The organism is Fibrobacter sp. UWCM, assembly GCF_900129735.1.
Classification (GTDB): Bacteria; Fibrobacterota; Fibrobacteria; order Fibrobacterales; family Fibrobacteraceae; genus Fibrobacter.
Map to the genome: position 1 here is coordinate 271795 of NZ_FQWR01000002.1, position 17737 is coordinate 289531.

11 protein-coding genes are annotated in these 17737 nt (G+C 55.1%); 7 read left to right on the forward strand and 4 right to left on the reverse strand.

Features of this window, described 5'->3' with window-relative positions; all coding sequences use genetic code 11:
- Positions 1-19: 19 nt before the first annotated feature.
- Together BUB22_RS02555 and BUB22_RS02560 are read right to left on the reverse strand one after the other, a co-directional pair.
- Positions 20-301 carry an FtsB family cell division protein gene (locus BUB22_RS02555; protein ID WP_072810073.1) on the reverse strand — a complete coding sequence of 94 codons (282 nt, stop codon included), beginning with the start codon at positions 299-301 and terminating at the stop codon, positions 20-22.
- Complete coding sequence (locus BUB22_RS02560) at positions 301-1215, reverse strand: DNA-processing protein DprA (protein ID WP_073113783.1); 915 nt, start codon at positions 1213-1215, stop codon at positions 301-303. Before BUB22_RS02560 ends, BUB22_RS02555 begins: the two co-directional genes overlap by 1 nt.
- A gap of 214 nt (positions 1216-1429) precedes the next feature.
- On the opposite strand from BUB22_RS02560, the gene mazG reads away from it, so the two are divergent.
- From mazG to BUB22_RS02595, 7 genes are all read left to right on the forward strand, one after another.
- A complete protein-coding gene (mazG, locus tag BUB22_RS02565) occupies positions 1430-2227 on the forward strand; it encodes a nucleoside triphosphate pyrophosphohydrolase (RefSeq protein WP_073113784.1) in 798 nt (265 codons plus the stop codon).
- Positions 2228-2539: 312 nt separating this feature from the next.
- Positions 2540-3388 carry a TIGR02147 family protein gene (locus tag BUB22_RS02570; RefSeq protein ID WP_073113785.1) on the forward strand — a complete coding sequence of 283 codons (849 nt, stop codon included), beginning with the start codon at positions 2540-2542 and terminating at the stop codon, positions 3386-3388.
- On the forward strand, positions 3388-4638 hold the full coding sequence (locus BUB22_RS02575; RefSeq protein WP_139258677.1) for a transthyretin-like family protein: 1251 nt from the start codon (positions 3388-3390) through the stop codon (positions 4636-4638). The genes BUB22_RS02570 and BUB22_RS02575 overlap by 1 nt, the downstream gene beginning before the upstream one ends.
- A gap of 31 nt (positions 4639-4669) precedes the next feature.
- A complete protein-coding gene (locus BUB22_RS02580) occupies positions 4670-6571 on the forward strand; it encodes a glycoside hydrolase family 5 protein (protein ID WP_073113787.1) in 1902 nt (633 codons plus the stop codon).
- A 147-nt stretch (positions 6572-6718) separates the two neighbouring features.
- Positions 6719-12034 (forward strand): excinuclease ABC subunit UvrA, encoded by a 5316-nt coding sequence (uvrA, locus tag BUB22_RS02585; protein ID WP_073113788.1) that lies wholly within the window; start codon positions 6719-6721, stop codon positions 12032-12034.
- Between the two features lie 104 nt (positions 12035-12138).
- On the forward strand, positions 12139-14415 hold the full coding sequence (locus BUB22_RS16975) for a formylglycine-generating enzyme family protein (protein WP_073113789.1): 2277 nt from the start codon (positions 12139-12141) through the stop codon (positions 14413-14415).
- Entirely contained in the window at positions 14415-15029 is a 615-nt protein-coding gene (locus BUB22_RS02595) for a hypothetical protein (RefSeq protein ID WP_073113790.1), read from the forward strand. The genes BUB22_RS16975 and BUB22_RS02595 overlap by 1 nt, the downstream gene beginning before the upstream one ends.
- A 133-nt stretch (positions 15030-15162) precedes the next feature.
- Here BUB22_RS02595 and ychF read toward each other — a convergent pair whose 3' ends face one another.
- Positions 15163-16260 carry a redox-regulated ATPase YchF gene (gene ychF, locus BUB22_RS02600; protein ID WP_073113791.1) on the reverse strand — a complete coding sequence of 366 codons (1098 nt, stop codon included), beginning with the start codon at positions 16258-16260 and terminating at the stop codon, positions 15163-15165.
- Positions 16261-16390: 130 nt separating this feature from the next.
- Positions 16391-17497 (reverse strand): iron-containing alcohol dehydrogenase family protein, encoded by a 1107-nt coding sequence (locus tag BUB22_RS02605; protein ID WP_073113792.1) that lies wholly within the window; start codon positions 17495-17497, stop codon positions 16391-16393.
- Positions 17498-17737 lie beyond the last annotated feature (240 nt).

The window sequence follows — 17737 nt, forward strand, 5'->3', positions numbered from 1 at the left end:
CTCACGGTGGCGTAGCCGTTTACTTTACCATCTGGAAAACTTTCTCGCCTTCGCGGCTCATGCCGTACTTGGTGCGGAGTATTTCTTCCTTGTAGAGCGAGTCGTTCTGGAGGCGTTCAATTTCGGACTTGTAGTCATCGATGATGCCCTTGAGCGAATCTACCTTGTACTCGTATTCCGTTATCAGGTGCTCGATCTTTTTTTGCTCGAAGAGGTTGCCCTTGCTGAAGAACAACTGCAGCACAAGAACGCCTATGAAGAACAGGAAGGCGAGTATAAAGATGTAGATTCTCTTGTGCATCAGGTGGCTCCGTTGAAATGGAAATTGAAGTTGTCTTCGGTGTAGGCAAGTCCAGCCATTTCTAGTTCCGTCAATATAGTTAAAAGTTGATTCACGTCAAGGCTAGATTCCGATTGAAGTTCAGAAAATGTTTTGCGGAATCCGTTAACTTTCAAAAAGAACTTTTTGGTGTCGTCGCTCAGGTTGCAGCCTGCAAGCGAGAGTTCCTCGAAACTGATGCCCCCGCTCTTGGGAAGCCCGAGTGCGGTACATAAACTTTCGGGCCGGAATATCGGCTTGGCGATGCCCCTGTCGAGCAAGTCGTTCGCGCCGCTCGCCACTTCGCTGTCGAAATCTCCGGGAACGGCGAACAGTTCCCGCGAATCCTTGCGCGCGAATTCCGCAGTAAGCAGAGCCCCTCCTTTTTTCTTGCTCTGGACGATGACTGTTGCCCTGCTGAGGCCCGCAATAATCCTGTTCCTTGCAGGGAAATTGCTCTTGTATGCGACTACGTCGGGTTCGAACTGGCTTACGAGTGCTCCGCCTGCATCCAAGATGCGCTTGGCGAGGTCCCCGCGGCTTCCCTCGATCCTCGTGCCCAGTCCCTGCGCGAGGACTGCGATTGTCGGGATGCCTGCTTCGAGTGCCGCCTCGTGGCACAGGCTGTCGATGCCCTGCGCGAGTCCCGAGATGACGATGGCATGCGTCCCCTTGAGCGAGAATACGAGCCGCTTGCAGAGTTCGCGAGCGTTGTTGCCTGGCCTGCGGGTGCCGACCATCGCAATCCCCACGGGAGTCTTGCTGGCGTCACTTTCCGGCGATGTCGGGGGAGGGAGCGTTCCCCTTGCGTAGATGAATTCGGGTTTGTGTGTGGATCTGCCGAGCAGGAGCGGAAAATCCCCTGCTTCGATGCGGTAAATATCAGTGCTGTTCATGGTGAATCCAGTGAAAGCGCTATAAGGAACATGCCGCGCGTTTTTTGATAAACGTTTGTGGCAATCGCCCGGGTCCGGAAAGTCCGGTACCTGTATTTAGTTTAGGCCCGCAAACAATATAGTAATAATGTGAGGTGTGTAATGTGTGATGTGGAAATTATAATTAGTCATTTCACATTCCACATTTCACATGTGATTATCTATCTTTGATATTATGAAATATACCTTTGCCGACTTAGTCGATATTTTAAAGCGTCTCCGTGCCGAAGATGGATGCCCGTGGGACCGCGCTCAGGATACGCACACGCTCTTGCCGTACCTGGTAGAAGAAAGCAGCGAGTTTATCGATGCCGCGATGGAAGGCGACAAGGCTCACATGTGCGAGGAACTGGGCGACGTGCTGCTGCAGGTGGTTTTCCATGCGCAGGTCATGAAGGAGAGTGGCGACTTCAATATCGATGATGTTGTTCAGGGAATCTGCGAGAAGATGATCCGCAGGCATCCGCACGTTTTTGGCGATGCGCAGGTGGATACGGCTGACGAGGTGAGCCGACGCTGGGAAAAGATCAAGGCCCAGGAAGCACTGCACCAGAAGGATGCCGACAAGTCCGTTATGGATAAGGTAAGCAAGAGCATGCCGACGCTCGCCCGCACGCAGGATATCATCCGCAGGGTAGCGAAGGTCGGCTTTGACTGGGGCGAATCCGCTCCCGTATTCGACAAGGCTCAGGAGGAATTCGCGGAATTTCGTGCCGAGATGGAGAAGGTCACTCCCGAAAATGCGAATACCGACCGCCTGGAAGATGAGTTCGGCGATATCATGTTCTGCCTCGTGAACGTGGCGCGCCATAGCGGGTTCAATGCCGACGTGGCACTCCGCCGCGCAAATGCGAAGTTCGAGAAACGTTTCCGCGAGGTGGAACGCCTTGCCCGCGAGCAGGGGAAGGCCCTGCCCGAATTTGGTCTGGAAGGCCTGCAGCAGCTGTGGAAGCAGGCTAAGCAGAAAACCTGATGTAACTTATTCCACGTTGGAATGTTCCTTGCGGGAACTGCTTCTTGTGAAAAACTTTGTTCACAAGGGCGTTTTATGGGGTATATTATGGATGTGCTTCCAGTCAGTCCTGGTTCTAGAGAAGGGATGCCGGATCGAATCGCGGGGTAGGACTCATTGGGTGTACGCTTTCTATTCCAAAAAAGCACTCGGTCTTCGGGCCGGGTGTTTTTTTTTGCGCAAAAAACGCTATTTTTAGGGTGTTTCCAAAAAAAATGTATTTATTTTTAAATTCTTATTGACTTTTTTAAAATTTTATTTATATTTAGGTGTATGAATGATGTTTCCAAAAATAGTGCAAAAATAAAAAACGTGTTTATGTATTTCGATTACCGGGAATACATAAGGGACGTATTGGAAACATTGCAGAAAGATGGTCTTTCTTTGCGCGCCATCCAGGAAAGCGCGGGCCTTTCCGGTTCCGCCTTCTTTACTCGCATCCTTGATGGTAGCCGTCCGCTTTCTACCGCAAACGCCAAGACGCTGGTCACCGCCTGGGGCATGGGAGAAGACGAAGCCGAATACTTCATGGATATGGTGAAGTTTGGTAACGAGCGTGACGTGGACCGCCGTGAAGGCCACCTCAAGAAGCTTCTCGCCGTAAGGAGCCGCAACAGGGAATATGCCCTGCAGGATTCCACGCTCAAGTTTTTCTCGAAATGGTATTATCCCGTGTTGCGCGACCTCCTGCCGCTTGTCCCCGCGGGCACTTCTGCCGAGCGCATTGGCCGCATGTTCACGCCCGCGCTCCGCGCCCCGCAAGTGCAGAGCGGCATTGATTATCTGGTCGAAGCGGGGTTTATCGCCATTGGTGAAGACGGCAAGTACGCAGTTACAAGCCCTATCGTTTCGACCCCGCCGCGCGTGCGTTCTACGATTCTCCGCAAGTACCACCTCAAGAATCTCGAAATCAATGCGGAAGTCTACGATAGCTTTACGAGCGACGACCGCAGCATCACCAGTGTCACCTGTAGCCTTTCCAAGGAGGGCTTCGAGAAGGTCCGTGAAGAAATCGCCGCCCTGCGCGAAAAGATTCTCGCCATCGCGCGCGAAGATAAGTCGCCCGACCGCGTGTGCCATGTAGGGTTCCAGCTGGTGCCCCGCGCCAAGGAGGCCAAGTAATGCAGTTTTTTAGCAAGATATCTCCTAACGCAGCGACTGCCCAGTCTTCAATGAGGAAAATCTGGGATGGTTTGGGACTGGCTCGGGCGGCCGCTTGCGTTTTTGCCGCAATGATTGTTGCGGGCTGTTCCGATAGTGCAAGTGTCGCGAACGGTACCGGCAGCAACGCGGGCGAAACGGAACTGGCGTCCATCACGTTCGTCAAATCTGATGGAACTCCGCTTGCCCGTGGTGTCGCCCATACCTGGTACATGACCGAAAGAGATATGGAGCTGGTTTCCGTCGACACGCTTGATGGCGATGGAAAGATGGAAATTGATGTGACCTTAAGCGGCCTCCACCTGGTCGAGGCCTGCTCGGGAGATTCCCTGTCGGCGATGGACTGGATAAACTTCGGCGATTCAACATTACAAACAACCCTCGTCGCAAGTGCCAGTACATCGCTGAAGGGCGTTGTTACGCAAAATGGGAATGGTGCCAAGGGGGCCGCCGTCAAGATTCTTGACAAGACCGCGACCACCGACGACAACGGCAACTTCGAAGTTTCGGGCATTCCCGAAGGTCAGCATTTCGCCTTCGTTGAAGGTACTATCGGAACCCGCGTATTCCAGGTCCACGCTGTGGCGGGTAGCGCCGTAGAAGCGGTCAACTCCATTGACCTGGACGCAGACCCCTTCATTCTGGCAGAAGATTTCGAACAATGGGAAACCCGACGCTCCCTTCTCGGCCGCACATTCGGAGAAGGTTGGTGGTTTGTCCTTACCGATTCCACGCTAGGTGGCGGAAGCCGGCTCCTCAACGAACCCGGTCTAGAAAACCTTTTCGTGAAGGATTCCGACAAGGGTTATGCAATGCACCTGGTGTACGACCTGGACGAAGAAACCGACGGACGTTTCGGTGTCGCAGGTTTTGCCCTGGGCGATGACTTCGAGAACCACAAGAGTTTCGCGTTCTTTGATCTAAGCGATGCCTCTGCAATATCCTTTGACGCCAAGGGATCCGGCGAACTGTTCCTGCAACTTACCCTACGCGACAGCACCGGCGAAAAGAAGTTCGTCAAGTCTGAACCTATAGAACTGACTGACGGCTGGGCGCGCTACACCGTTGCCACCGAAGAGTTGGCCGAGGACTTGACTGCCGTAAATTCCGTAAACTTTGTAGTTGAAAACGACGCAGAATTTTACTTGGATAACATCAAGATAGAAGGTATTTCGCCCGGCAAGTGGCCGGGACTTGGAAAGAATTTCTAGAGTATTTCAAATAAACTAAAAGGAGTGAATTATGAAATTCCACTTGTGCTCGGCATGGATTGCCGTGGCGGTTTTCTCGGCTACGATTGCGACAAACGCACTCGCTACCATTCAGCCCAAGCGCGTTGGCCCTGTAAGCCAGTACGGCGCACTGCAGGCCGCCAAGAACTCGGCGGGCGAGGGTCGCATCTACGGCAGCGTAGACGGTGCCATCGACGGTAAGGAAGTCCAGCTTCGCGGCATGAGCCTTTCGTGGAGCCAGAACTGGCCCTGGGGCGTAAGCTTTTACGGCAACACCTACATCGACACGCTGGTGGGTGGCTGGAACGTGGAACTCGTGCGTAGCGCCATGGGCACCGTCGCGCCGTGGGGCCAGGGTGTGTACATGACCCGCCCGGAATACTACGAAGCAAAAATGGACACGGTCGTGCAGGCTGCCATCGAAAACGACATCTACGTGCTCATCGACTGGCACAGTGAAGGAGGCTACTACAACTGCATCCACAAGGGTGTCAAGCCCCGTTTTGAATTCAACGACAACAAACTATGCTTTACCGCCAAGGATGCTGCAGATTTCTTTGAACGCATGGCCATTCGCTACGGAAAGTACCCCCATGTAATCTTTGAAATCTACAATGAGCCCGTGAGCGAATCCTGGGACGACCTGAAGGCCTACGCCGACACCGTCACTGCGGCTATCCGCAAGCATTCCGACAACCTGATTGTCGTCGGTACGCCGGTCTGGTCTTCTATGGCGGGCGATGCCGTGAACAATCCGGTGAACGACAAGAATGTCGCCTACACCTACCACTTCTACGCCAACATGCACAAGACATCGGAGCACACGGCAAGTTCCAACAAGGCGATGGCGGCGGGCCTGAGCGTGTTCGTCACCGAATGGGGCGGCATTCAGGATATCTTCAACAAGGCCAACGACAAGACTCAGCTTGAAGCGTTCCTGCAGTGGACCAACGAGAAGAAACTTTCCACCGCAATGTGGAATGTGGAACGTCCCTTCCTCGGTAGCGACGCGGTGGCCGACTACACCCGCGCAAACATCTTGCCGCAAAAGACCACCTACGCCAAGCGCCTGGACTGGGAAACCGAAATTACGGACAACCTCCCGAACCTGGTGACCTACGGCGACCTGAGCGAAATCAAGGGCTCCTGGAAAATATTCGCCGACACGGTCGAGGCTGATGGTGACGGAAACTACGGCACATCCAGCGTCAAGGACAATTCCGCAGATGGCGTTGGCAAGATGGACGATATCGTTCTCGACCCCAGCAGCCCCTTCAGCTATTCCCCCTACGCAAAGGCGGACTACGTTCTGGATGGTGCTGCGGACCTTTCCAAGTGCAAGATGCTCCAGTACACCTATAAGGGCTCTAACCACGAACTCACGCTGTACTACGATTGGAACGAATCAACGGAAAGATTTGGCAGTGGCGCCTGGGACTTCCCGTATATCGCGATGCCGCTCACCATGGATTGGGAAACCGTCAATATCGACATGGGTTGGATGGTCAATAACGGATGGCAAAGCGACATTCCCGGAACACCCGTGCTCGACCTCGTAAGGGCAATCCGTTTCAACGTCATCGATACCGCGTTCAGTCCCTCGTTCTGGATCAAGGATGTCAAGTGCGTCGGCAGCGTCGAGGGCTACACGCCGGTAGAGATACCCGCCGGCACGGACGCCATCGGTACACGTCCCGCCGAAACCGCGAAGACGAACTTCGGCGTCACGGTGCAAGGAAAAAATATTTCCGTTACTGGTATTCCGCAGCATAGCCGTTACGCACTTCTGAACATGCTCGGCCAGGCAATTGCCACGGGTTCCGCAAATGGTCAACTGAACCTTACCATTCCGCAGGCAGGGCGCTACATGCTCCGCATTGGCGCGGTGGGCAGGGTCATTTCCATCAAGTAATTCCTCACACAATCATCCCATAACAAAACCAGAAGGGGGGTGCCCATTACGGGCGCCTCCTTTTGCGTAACGAGAAGTGGCCCTTGCATCAGGAAAAACCGACGGTGCAATGTTGAAACTTGCTCAAATGTTTAGTATATTTGGGGCATGACAAAGTCTATCGAAATCCGCGATGCGCACGAGCACAATTTACGCCATGTAAACCTTTCCATTCCCCGCGATTCCATCGTGGTGGTAACCGGCGTTTCCGGTTCGGGCAAGTCGAGTCTTGCCTTCGATACGGTGTTCCAGGAGGGCCAGCGGCGTTTTGTGGAGTCGCTCTCGGCGTACGCGCGCCAGTTCATTGGCCGCATGAAACACCCCGAGGTGGAGAGCGTGCGCGGCATTTCTCCGACGATTTCGATTGACCAGAAGACGGTGAACCGTAACCCGCGTTCGACGGTGGGTACGGTGGTTGAAATTTTGGACCATTACCGCTTGCTTTTTGCCCGCCTCGGCGTGCCGCATTGCCCCGATTGCGGGCGAGTAATCCAGGCGCAGACGGTGGACCAGATTGTCGATAATTTGTATGTGAGTGACGAAGGTAAGCAGATTACGGTGATGGCGCCGATTGTGCAGGAGCGCAAGGGCGAATACCGCAAGGAACTGGCGGAACTCAAGGAAAACGGATTTGTGCGTGCCCGTGTGGATGGCGCGATTTATCGCCTAGAAGATGTTCCTGCGCTTGTGCGTTACGAGAAGCACACGATTGAGGCGGTGATTGACCGATTGACGCTTGAACGCAAGAACATGAGCCGCCTGCGCGAGGCGCTGGAAGGCGCGCTGAAATTGACCGACGGGAAGCTGGTGAGTTTCTTGCTATCGGCGGGCGGTTCTGGCAAGGATGGCGCCGGAGATGCTGGTGCTGGAACTGTGCCGGGGAAGGAAGAATATCGCTTGCAGGGCACGCTCTTGGCTTGCCCCAAGTGCGGCATCTCCATTCCGGAACTGGAACCGCGGTTCTTCAGCTTTAACGACCCGAAGGGCCGCTGCCCCGCCTGTAAGGGTATGGGCGAAAGCTACAAGTTTGACTTGGACTTGATTATCCCGGACAAGACGAAGTCCATCAAGGAAGGCTGCATTGCGACCATCAAGAAGGACGACGGGACGCTGATTTTTAGCGACTTTGGCCGCCGCAACTTGAGGAACATTGCGAACGAGATGCATTTTTCGCTGGACACGCCGTGGAACAAACTCAAGAAGGCGCAACAGGATGCCGTGCTGTACGGCACGCCGAGCGAATCGGAACGCGGCATCATCCCGATTATGCAGGAACTGTGGGACATGTGGCACATTTACCACTTCCGCAAGTACATGCAGATTGGCGTTTGCCCCGAATGCCACGGCACGCGCATCAACCGTACTGCGAATGCGGTCACGTTCCATGGAGTGAATCTGACCGAGATGACGGAATGGTCCGTCGAGAAGTCGGTGGAGTTTTTCAACAAGATTGACTTGTCCGAAAAGGAAAAGCGAATCGGCAAGGAAATTCTGAAAGAAATCCGCGGGCGACTTTCATTCCTCAATGCGGTGGGGCTGGGTTACCTGACGATTAACCGCAAGGCTTCTACTTTGAGTGGCGGCGAGGCTCAACGCATACGCTTGGCAAGCGCCGTGGGCGCCGGCCTGCAGGGCGTGCTTTACGTACTTGACGAGCCGAGCATCGGGCTCCACCCGCGCGATAACGATAAACTGCTCGGGATGTTGGAACATTTGCGTGCGCAGGGTAACTCCCTGATTATCGTGGAACACGACGAAGACACCATGCGCCATGCGGACTGCGTGATTGACGTGGGGCCGGGTGCCGGCGTGGAAGGCGGTCGCGTGATTGCGGCAGGAACTGTCGAGGAACTCGAAAAGAATAAGGCTTCGCTGACGGGTGCGTACCTGAGCGGCCGTAAGGCAATCGAGATTCCCGAAAAGCGCAAGAAGATTGACAAGAATACGCCGAAACTCAAGATTTGCGGTGCCGCTGAAAACAACCTCAAGAATATCGATGTGGAAATTCCGCTGGACGGCGCGCTCACGGTGGTGACGGGCGTGTCGGGCTCCGGCAAGAGTACGCTGATTAATCAGATTCTGCGCCGCGAATTGGCCCGCGTGTTCTACAATTCCGAAGAACCGGTAGGCAAGTTCGACCATCTGGAAGGCCTCGAAAACATCGACAAGGTGATTGAAATCGACCAGACGCCGATTGGCCGCACGCCGCGAAGCAACCCGGCAACGTACACGAAAATTTGGGACGATATCCGCGACCTTTTCGCCAGCATGGAAGAAAGCAAGATTCGCGGTTACAGCAAGAGCCGATTCAGTTTTAACGTGAAGGGCGGACGCTGCGATGCCTGCGAAGGCGCGGGCGTGAAAATCGTGGACATGCACATTTTGCCGAGTGTGCAGGTGACTTGCGAAGTCTGCGGCGGCAAGCGCTTTAACGATGCCACGCGCGAAGTGTATTTCAAGGGCAAGAACGTCTCCGAAATTCTCGACATGAGCATTGCCGATGCGGCGGAATTCTTCAAGGATATTCCGAAGATTGCAGAACCGCTGAATTTGCTTGTGGAAGTGGGCCTCGGTTATCTCACTCTGGGCCAGCCTTCAACGACGCTCAGTGGTGGTGAAGCGCAGAGAATCAAGATTGCGTCGGAATTGCGTCGCCCGGGTACAGGCAAGACGCTTTACCTGCTCGACGAACCGACGACGGGCTTGCATTTCGAAGATATCCGCAAGCTGATGGATTGCCTGAACCGCCTGCGTAGCCTCGGCAACAGCGTCGTGATTATCGAACATAACCTGGATGTGATCAAGTGCGCCGACTGGATTATCGACTTGGGCCCGGATGCGGGTATCCACGGCGGGCGAGTGATTGCGACAGGTACGCCGGAACAGATTGCGAAGAGCAAGAAGTCCGAGACGGGTAAGTACCTCGCGCCGGTGCTTGCGAAAAAGCACAGCGAAAATCGGCATTTTGACCGCACGCTCAAGGGCGGCGAAGACTTGTCGCTCGATATCGAGGTGCATGGCGCCCGCAAGCATAACCTGAAGAACATCGACGTGACGATTCCACGCCACAAGCTCACGGTGGTCACAGGCGTGTCGGGTTCCGGCAAATCGAGCCTTGCTTTCCATACGCTCTTTAGCGAAGGCCAGCGACGCTTTGTGGAAACCTTGAGCACTTACGCCCGCCGCTTCCTCGGGCGCCCCGACCACGGGAGCATCGATTCCATTTCGGGCTTGGCTCCTGCGATTGCGATTGACCAGAAGAGTGCGAGCAAGAGCCCGCGCAGTACGGTGGCGACCCTCACCGAAATCTATGACTACTTCCGCATTTTCTGGGCGAGGGTCGGCACCCCGCATTGCTTGAAATGCGGGAAACCCGTGTCTTCGTATAGCGCGGGCGACCTGATGCAATACGCCTTCGACCGCGACTTGAACAAGAAAGTCACTGTGCTTGCTCCGTTCGAAATCAAGGATGTGCTGAAGCTTTCCAAGATTCTCACGGAAAAGGGTTACCGCAAGGTTTACCTCGGCGATAAGCTGGTGGAACTCCCGCTGCCGAAGATTCCGACCCGCGAAAAGCAGTTGTTCGCTGTCGTCGATACGGTGGTGGTCAAGGAAGAAAACCGAGCCCGCCTGGTAGAAGCCTTTGAACGCGGCTACCGCGACGGCAACGGAATTCTCTACGTGGAAGACGAGAAGGGCGGTCGCTTGGCCTGCTCCGAAAAGCCGGGCTGCCCCGATTGCGGCTGGTACATGGATTCGGCGCTGAACCCGAAGCACTTCAGTTTCAACACGCACTGGGGCGCTTGCGAAACCTGCCTTGGCCTCGGTCATTTTAAGGACGGCGAAGTCTGCCCCGATTGCCACGGCGAACGTTTGAAACCGGAATATCTGGCGGTCCGCATCGGCGACAAGAATATTATGGACGTGAACCACATGAGTATTGCCCAGGCGCTCGAATGGTTCAGCAACGAAAACTTCAAACGCGACAACTTTAAGGGCGACAAGAATGCCGACGGCAAGATGACGGTTGCCGAACCTTTGCTCCGTGAAATTGTGGGGCGCCTCAACTTCTTGAAGGGCGTGGGCTTAGGCTACATTGGCCTTGACCGCGCGGGCGACACGCTCTCCGGCGGTGAATCGCAGCGCATTCGCCTCGCAAGCCAGATTGGTAGCGGCCTCGAAGGTGTGCTGTACGTGCTCGATGAACCTACGGTGGGTCTGCATGAAAGTGATACCGCCATGCTCCTCGATACGCTTTACCGCCTGCGCGATTTGGGTAACACGCTCGTGGTGGTGGAACACGACATGAAGATGATGCAGGCGGCGGACCACATTATTGACATGGGCCCGGCGGCGGGTGAGTTTGGTGGCGAGGTCGTCGCCGAGGGCTCCCCGGAGCAGCTCTCCAAGCCGTATGCCTTGCAGCAGTTCCCGCGTAGCGAGACTGTCAAGTACCTCACGCATACCATTCCGATGGCGAACGAAATTGCGGCAAAGCCCATTACCGATTCCACGGAATTCTATGAATTCGAAAAGTTGAATCACAACAACCTTAAGAATTTGTCTGTAAAATTCCCGAAGGGCGCCATCAGTGTCGTTTGCGGCGTGTCGGGCTCGGGCAAGAGCTCCATGGTCATGGACGAAATCTACCCGCGCCTCAAGAAGAAATTCCAGGCCCGCGGTCGCAAGAAGCAGAGCGGCGAAGTGTTGCTGGTGGACCAGAGCCCGATTTCAGGGACGCCTCGCAGCACGCCCGCCAGTTTTACGGGCGTGTTTGACGAAATCCGTAGGCTTTTCGCCAAACTGCCGCAAGCCAAGTTGAAGGGCTTCGATTATGGCCGCTTCAGCTACAACTTGGCTCGCGGCCGCTGCGAGGCCTGCGAAGGCCGCGGCGCCATCTCGGTAGAAATGCACTTCCTCTCCGACGTGTGGGAAGTCTGCGACGTCTGCGGCGGCAAGCGCTACAATCAGGAGACTCTCACCGTCACCTTTAAGGGCAAGAATATCGCCGAAGTGCTCGACATGCGCGTGGCCGAAGCTTGCGAGTTCTTCAAGGACCAGCCTAAAATTCTTCCGAAACTGGAATGCCTGCGCGATGTGGGCCTCCCGTATGTGAAACTCGGCCAGTCCGTGACGACCCTCAGCGGCGGCGAATCGCAACGCCTCAAGTTGGCGGCGGAACTTGCCCGCAAGCCTGCCCAAGAGATGGTCTACCTGCTCGACGAGCCGACTACAGGGCTCCACCTCAAGGATATTCAAATCCTCTGGAACATGCTCCGCAAACTTTCTGCCCGCGGCGATACGGTCATCGTTATCGAACACCACCCCGATATCATCCGCCTCGCCGACTGGAAGGTGGAACTCGGGCCTGTCGGTGGCGAAAAGGGCGGATATTTGCTCGAAATGGGCGAAAATGCCCGCTAAATGACCATAATCACGTACAACGTCATTATTAAGATATTATCTTTATGTAACGAACTGGCGCCCGGACTTGTCCGGTGCCTATAGGTTTATCAACAGGAGATGTTATGTCTTTTGCCCGTTTGCTACCTCTTTTGCTGTTGGTCCCGGCCCTCTCTTTTGCCGATGCCGACAAGAATTTCAAGGTTGCACCGAATCAGTTCTCGACCGGAAGCGTGGTCGAACCTGTCGCCAACATGGCCGTCGAGGCCAAGGGCGCCGCGATGGTTTCCCAGAAGCCGGTCTTCCCGCTCAAGAGCAATAACCTCTACTGGCGTCACAAGAAAGGCCCCAAGGAATACCAGTGGGTGCAGGGCCAGATGAACTTCACGAATTTCAAGAAACTCCATGCCTTCAGCCTTGGACAGGCGCACCTGAACTCCTTCGAAGTCGCCCAGATGCGCTTCTACGCCTCTCAGAACAAGAAGGCGTTCCAGGACGAAGACGACCTCTACTTCGACAAGTACTTCATTTACTCCCCGCGTGTGCCCAAGCTGTTCTTTATCAAGAACGGAAAGTGGCAAATCCTGAATGAAACGGATCTTCCGGGCGTAGCCGTCATCAAGAGCGACCGCAAGGATGTCTATGCCGCATTTGAAGATGCTCCGACCAAGAAACTGCCCAAGGCGGTTTACCCCCTGCAGCCCGATACTTACGTGTTTATGTTCTCTGCTCCCGGTACGCTTCCGGTGGCCGATATCGGCGTTGTCAAGTCTGGTGAAGTGTTGGTGATGAAACCCCAGCTGGTGGCTATCGATGCAGATGCCAGCAAGGCTCCTGATCTTTCTGTCGGTATTTCTGACGTGAAGAAGACCAAGAATCTCGAAGAAACCGAAATCCTGTTTGACCAGTTTATTGCCGAACTGCAGAAGGTGGTCGACCTTGTCGACACGAACGAGTTTGTGAAGCTGTATCCGAAGATGAAGTCCGCTGAATCCGTGGGGCTCTACTCCGGCGAACCGAATTACGAAACCTACAGGTCCGCATATGAAGGCACTCGCATGAAGGCCAAGTCCGACTGGCTGAATTCTAACATGAAGGGCGTGCCCGAACTCAATACTGCGTTCAAGAAGAAGCTCGATAGCCTGCAGGCACTCCCGCTGCGCGGTTCTATGGCTCCCACGTCGTTCGAGCCGGTGACCGACAAGGTTGTCGAGGGCGAGGATTCTACAGCCGCGAAGATGAAGGCCGTCAGGTTCAAGTTTGGCAAGGACAAGGAACGTTTCGATGTTGCTTGGGAAGGTACCGCCAAGGGCCTGACCGCCGAAGAACTCTACAAGTTGTTCACCGAACACGCAAGCGAGGTGACCGTCTATATTACCATCAAGCAGAACAAGCCTGTCTGGATTCGTAAGGACGGCGTTATTACGGGCCGTCACCACTACCGCTACACCCGCATCGAGTTTGAATACCAGGGTAATAACATGGTTGGCCTGGGTGACTTCTCTCTCCCCGGCTACATCGTGGACGAACCGGAGGTGCAGGAATGGCTGAATCATTACGATGCCGAAGATATCGCTCTCCAGCAGGGTGCTGCCGCCGAGGCTAAGGCCAAGGCCGCTGCCGCTAAGGAATCCGCGAAGAACGACACCGTGTACGCGAAGGATGCCTACATGCCGGAATTCACCAAGATGAGCATTCCGCGCATTATCCGTGACAACACGTTCGGTGCCGTGGCGCTCATTGACTCGGGCATGTTCCGTTACCGCGGTAGCGTTGTTCGCCTGTCTCCGTTCGCCATCATGACGACCGAAATGACGCAGAAACTCTTTGACCAGACGATGCTCCGCCAGCAGGATTCTACCAAGCGCATCAAGGACCGCTCTACGTTCAAGAATCCGTCCAAGCCGGTCCACAACATCACGTGGGACGATGCTCGCGCTGCCTGTAAGCTTTTGGGCGGCGACCTGCCGACCGAAGCGCAGTGGGAATTTGCCGGCCGCGCCGACAACAACGAAGGCGCCCTCTGGACAATCGACGAAACTGCAGACGTGGGCGACTACGCCATCTATCGCGAGAACTCTTACAAGATGGGCAAGAAGAGCCAGGCCTACGGCCCGCAGATGGTTGCTTCCAAGAAGCCGAATGCCTGGGGCATTTACGACATGTCCGGTAACGTTGCAGAATGGACCCGCGACAAGTACTTCATGTTCTCGTTCTGGGTGGAATCCTCTAACCCGACTGGCGCCATGATGGGCTTCTCGAAGGTGTACAAGGGCGGTTCCTGGAAGGACGGCGAATCTGCGCTCAACCTCACGAAGAGCGATGACGAAGACCCGAGATACTGGTCCGATGCAATTGGATTCCGCTGCGTATTCCCGCGCAAGCTGTTCGAGGGCCGTTAATGCCTGAAAAAACATCCGTATCCGCTACGGAAGAACTCAAGAACGATACGCGATTCAAGTTTTTCCGCCGGATTATTTCTGCCCCGTACTTGCTGGCATTGCTCGGGCTCTTGCTGCCCCTGATGAATGTTTCTTGTGCCGAGAAGGTGATTGCCGAGCCTACGTTCTACGAGATTGCGACAGGTGTAGACCTGCGTGAAGCCTTGCAGGAACCGGCCAAGGGATACCTCCTGAAGATGGAGAAGGATAACCCGAAGGCGCTCGACAAGTTCCGCACCTCGATGCCTAATTTCCCGAAGCTGCAGCCGATGCCGATCCTGTTCGGGATTGTTGCCGCCCTCGTGCTAGCGGCGGTGTTCGCGTGGTTTACTCCGCTCGGGTCGCTTACCCTCGGGATACTTGCCATGTGCGCCCTGTGGGCATTGCTCGCGCAGATGGGCGCGATATGCGCGAATATCGGAATGCAGGTGTTGCAGGCCGAACCCGGCCATGGCATCTATGCGGCGTCCGTGCTGATCCTTATCGGGACGGCGATGAACCTCGCTGCGATAATCCGCCCGATTGTGGTAGAGGTGAAGGCGAAACGCGCGGCGAAGAAGGCCGTTGGTCAATAGTCATTGGTCAATGGTCATTGGTCAATGGTCATTGGTTATTTATAGCCGCTCGGTCATCCTGGACACAACGTGTCACGAGCGGTTCTATACAAGCGCTTGAACTAATGGCCAACAACTAATGACTAACAACTAATTACACGTTAAACAGGAAGTACATGATGTCGCCATCCTGTACCAGGTAGTCCTTGCCTTCGGTGCGGACGAGGCCGGCTTCCTTCGCGGCATTCCAGCTGCCGTGCTTCAGGAAGTCTGCGTAGCTCAGCGTTTCTGCGCGGATGAAGCCGCGTTCGAAGTCTGTGTGGATGACGCCTGCGCACTGCGGTGCCTTGTAGCCCGCGTGGAACGTCCAGGCGCGGCATTCCTTTTCGCCTGCGGTAAAGAACGTGCGGAGCCCGAGAATCTCGTAGCCCTTGCGCACCACGGCGTCAAGCCCCGATTCCTTCATGCCGAGTTCCTTCAGGAATTCAGCCTTGTCGGCAGGTTCCATCGCAGAGAGTTCTTCTTCGATCTTCCCGCTAATCACGATGACTTCGTGGCCGTTCTTGGCGGCGTAATCCTTCAGCTGGTCCACATAGGCGTTGCCGGTGAGGATGTCGTCTTCCTTCACGTTCGCACAGTAGAACAGCGGCTTCGCGGTGAGGAGTGCAAGGTCCTTGACGATGAGCTCCATCTCTTCGCTGTCGTGCATCACGGTGCGGGCGGCTTTGCCCTCTTCCATGGTTTTCTTCAGGAGTTCGCAGGCGGCGAGACGTGCCTTTGCTTCGGCGTTGCCGGTGCGGGCGCTCTTCGCTTCGGTGGAAAGTCGTTTCTCGACGGTGTCGAGGTCCTTTAGGATGAGCTCGGTCTCGATGACTTCCACGTCACGCACCGGGTCCACGGAGCCGCTCACGTGCACGATGTTCTCGTCGTCGAAGCAGCGGATGACTTCCATGATGGCTTCGCACTCGCGGATGTGGGTGAGGAACTGGTTACCGAGGCCTTCGCCCTGGGCGGCGCCCTTCACGAGGCCAGCGATGTCCACGAATTCCGTAACGGCGGGGACGATGGACTTCGGGTTGTAGACCTTCACGAGTTCGTCGAGGCGGCTATCCGGCACGCTCACCATGCCCACGTTCGGCTCGATGGTGCAGAACGGGTAGTTCGCGGCCTCGGCTCCGGCGTTGGTGATTGCGTTAAAGATGGTGGACTTGCCTACGTTCGGGAGGCCTACGATACCGCATTTGAAACCCATGATAATCTCCGGTTTGATTCGCACGGAAAAACCGCGCTCTTTGAACGCGGGTAAATTTAGAAAGAAAACCTATACCAGGGCGATTGATTTGTCGCAAATGCGGGTGTAAAATAAGGCTGCTTTGCGGGCGCTATTCCACGATTAGCGACTTGTCGTAAATGTAGTCGACTTCTTCGGGCGTGATTCCGCCGGGGACGAGGTCGAGTTTGGAATGGTTTACCTTCATGGCGGCGGCAAACTGGTCGCGCATTTCACGCGTAACCTTGCATTTGCCGATGAGCTTGTCGAGTATCGCGGCGAAATCGGCGGTGCTTTTGAGGCCCAAAAGTTCCAGAATGCGCTTGACATCTTCGGGAACCTTTTTCTCACAGACTTCCACGTAGGTGGCAAGGAAGTAGCCTACGGCGGGGCCGTGCGACACGCCCTGATGAAGCGTGAGATCGTAGCTCATGCCGTGCGGTACGGCGGTGCTCGTGTGCGCGATGGACATGCCCGCGATAGTCGAGGTGAGCATGAGTTTTTCGTAAAGGTTTTCGCTTACGGGCGCGTCGGAGAGGAGTGCGTCCTTGAATTCGCCCCAGAGCTTGAGGCCGTATTCCGGGCACATGCGGTTGAACGCGTTGGAATAGACGTTCAGGATGCTTTCGACCATGTGGGCGAGCGCGTCGACCGCGGTGTTCACGATTAGCGCTTTCTTGGCCGAGGCGAGGTACTTGCCGTCGACAAGCGCGAGCGCCGGGAAAATCTTGTGCGGGATGCTCTTCTTCAGTTGAATCTTGTGGTTCGTGATGATGGCGACCGGCGTTGCCTCGGAACCCGTTCCGCAGGTAGTCGGTACAGCAACGACAGGTACGTGGCCGAGCGGCTTTTCGGGAGCCTTGTGCAAGTTGTCTGCGTCAACACTCGGGTTCGCAAGGAGCAATGCAACTGCTTTTGCCGCGTCGATGGCGGAACCGCCCCCGATGCCGATGATGTAATCGGCGCCGAATTCGCGGGCCTGCTGTGCGGCGTTCCCCACGGTATCTGTTGACGGATTTTCTTCGACCTGGTCAAAAACCTGGTACGGCACATGGCCCGCGTCTAGAACGGCAATGACATCATCCAATGAACCGTTTTTCTTTGCAGAAGAATGTCCCGTCATGATGAACGCACGCTTCCCCATCGCAAGCAGGTTTTGCGCGTGATTCTTCACGCAGTTCTTTTCAACATAGATATCCGTGGGTACGTAGAAACGCATGGAATTGTCCTGAAGTTATGAGAGTATGCAAAAAAATAGTAAATCGAGGTTGGAATATTTTGCAAACTAGAATCTGCGGACCACAAGGATTTCGAAGGCAGATACGTATTTTTGCTCCAGATATTCGCCAAACGCAATGGCGGAGTGGACCATGCAGGAGTTTAATAAGAGGGTAGCATAAGCTACTATATTCATTGCGCAACCCCAAAAAGGTAAAACAATGGCAAAAGTCAACTACAA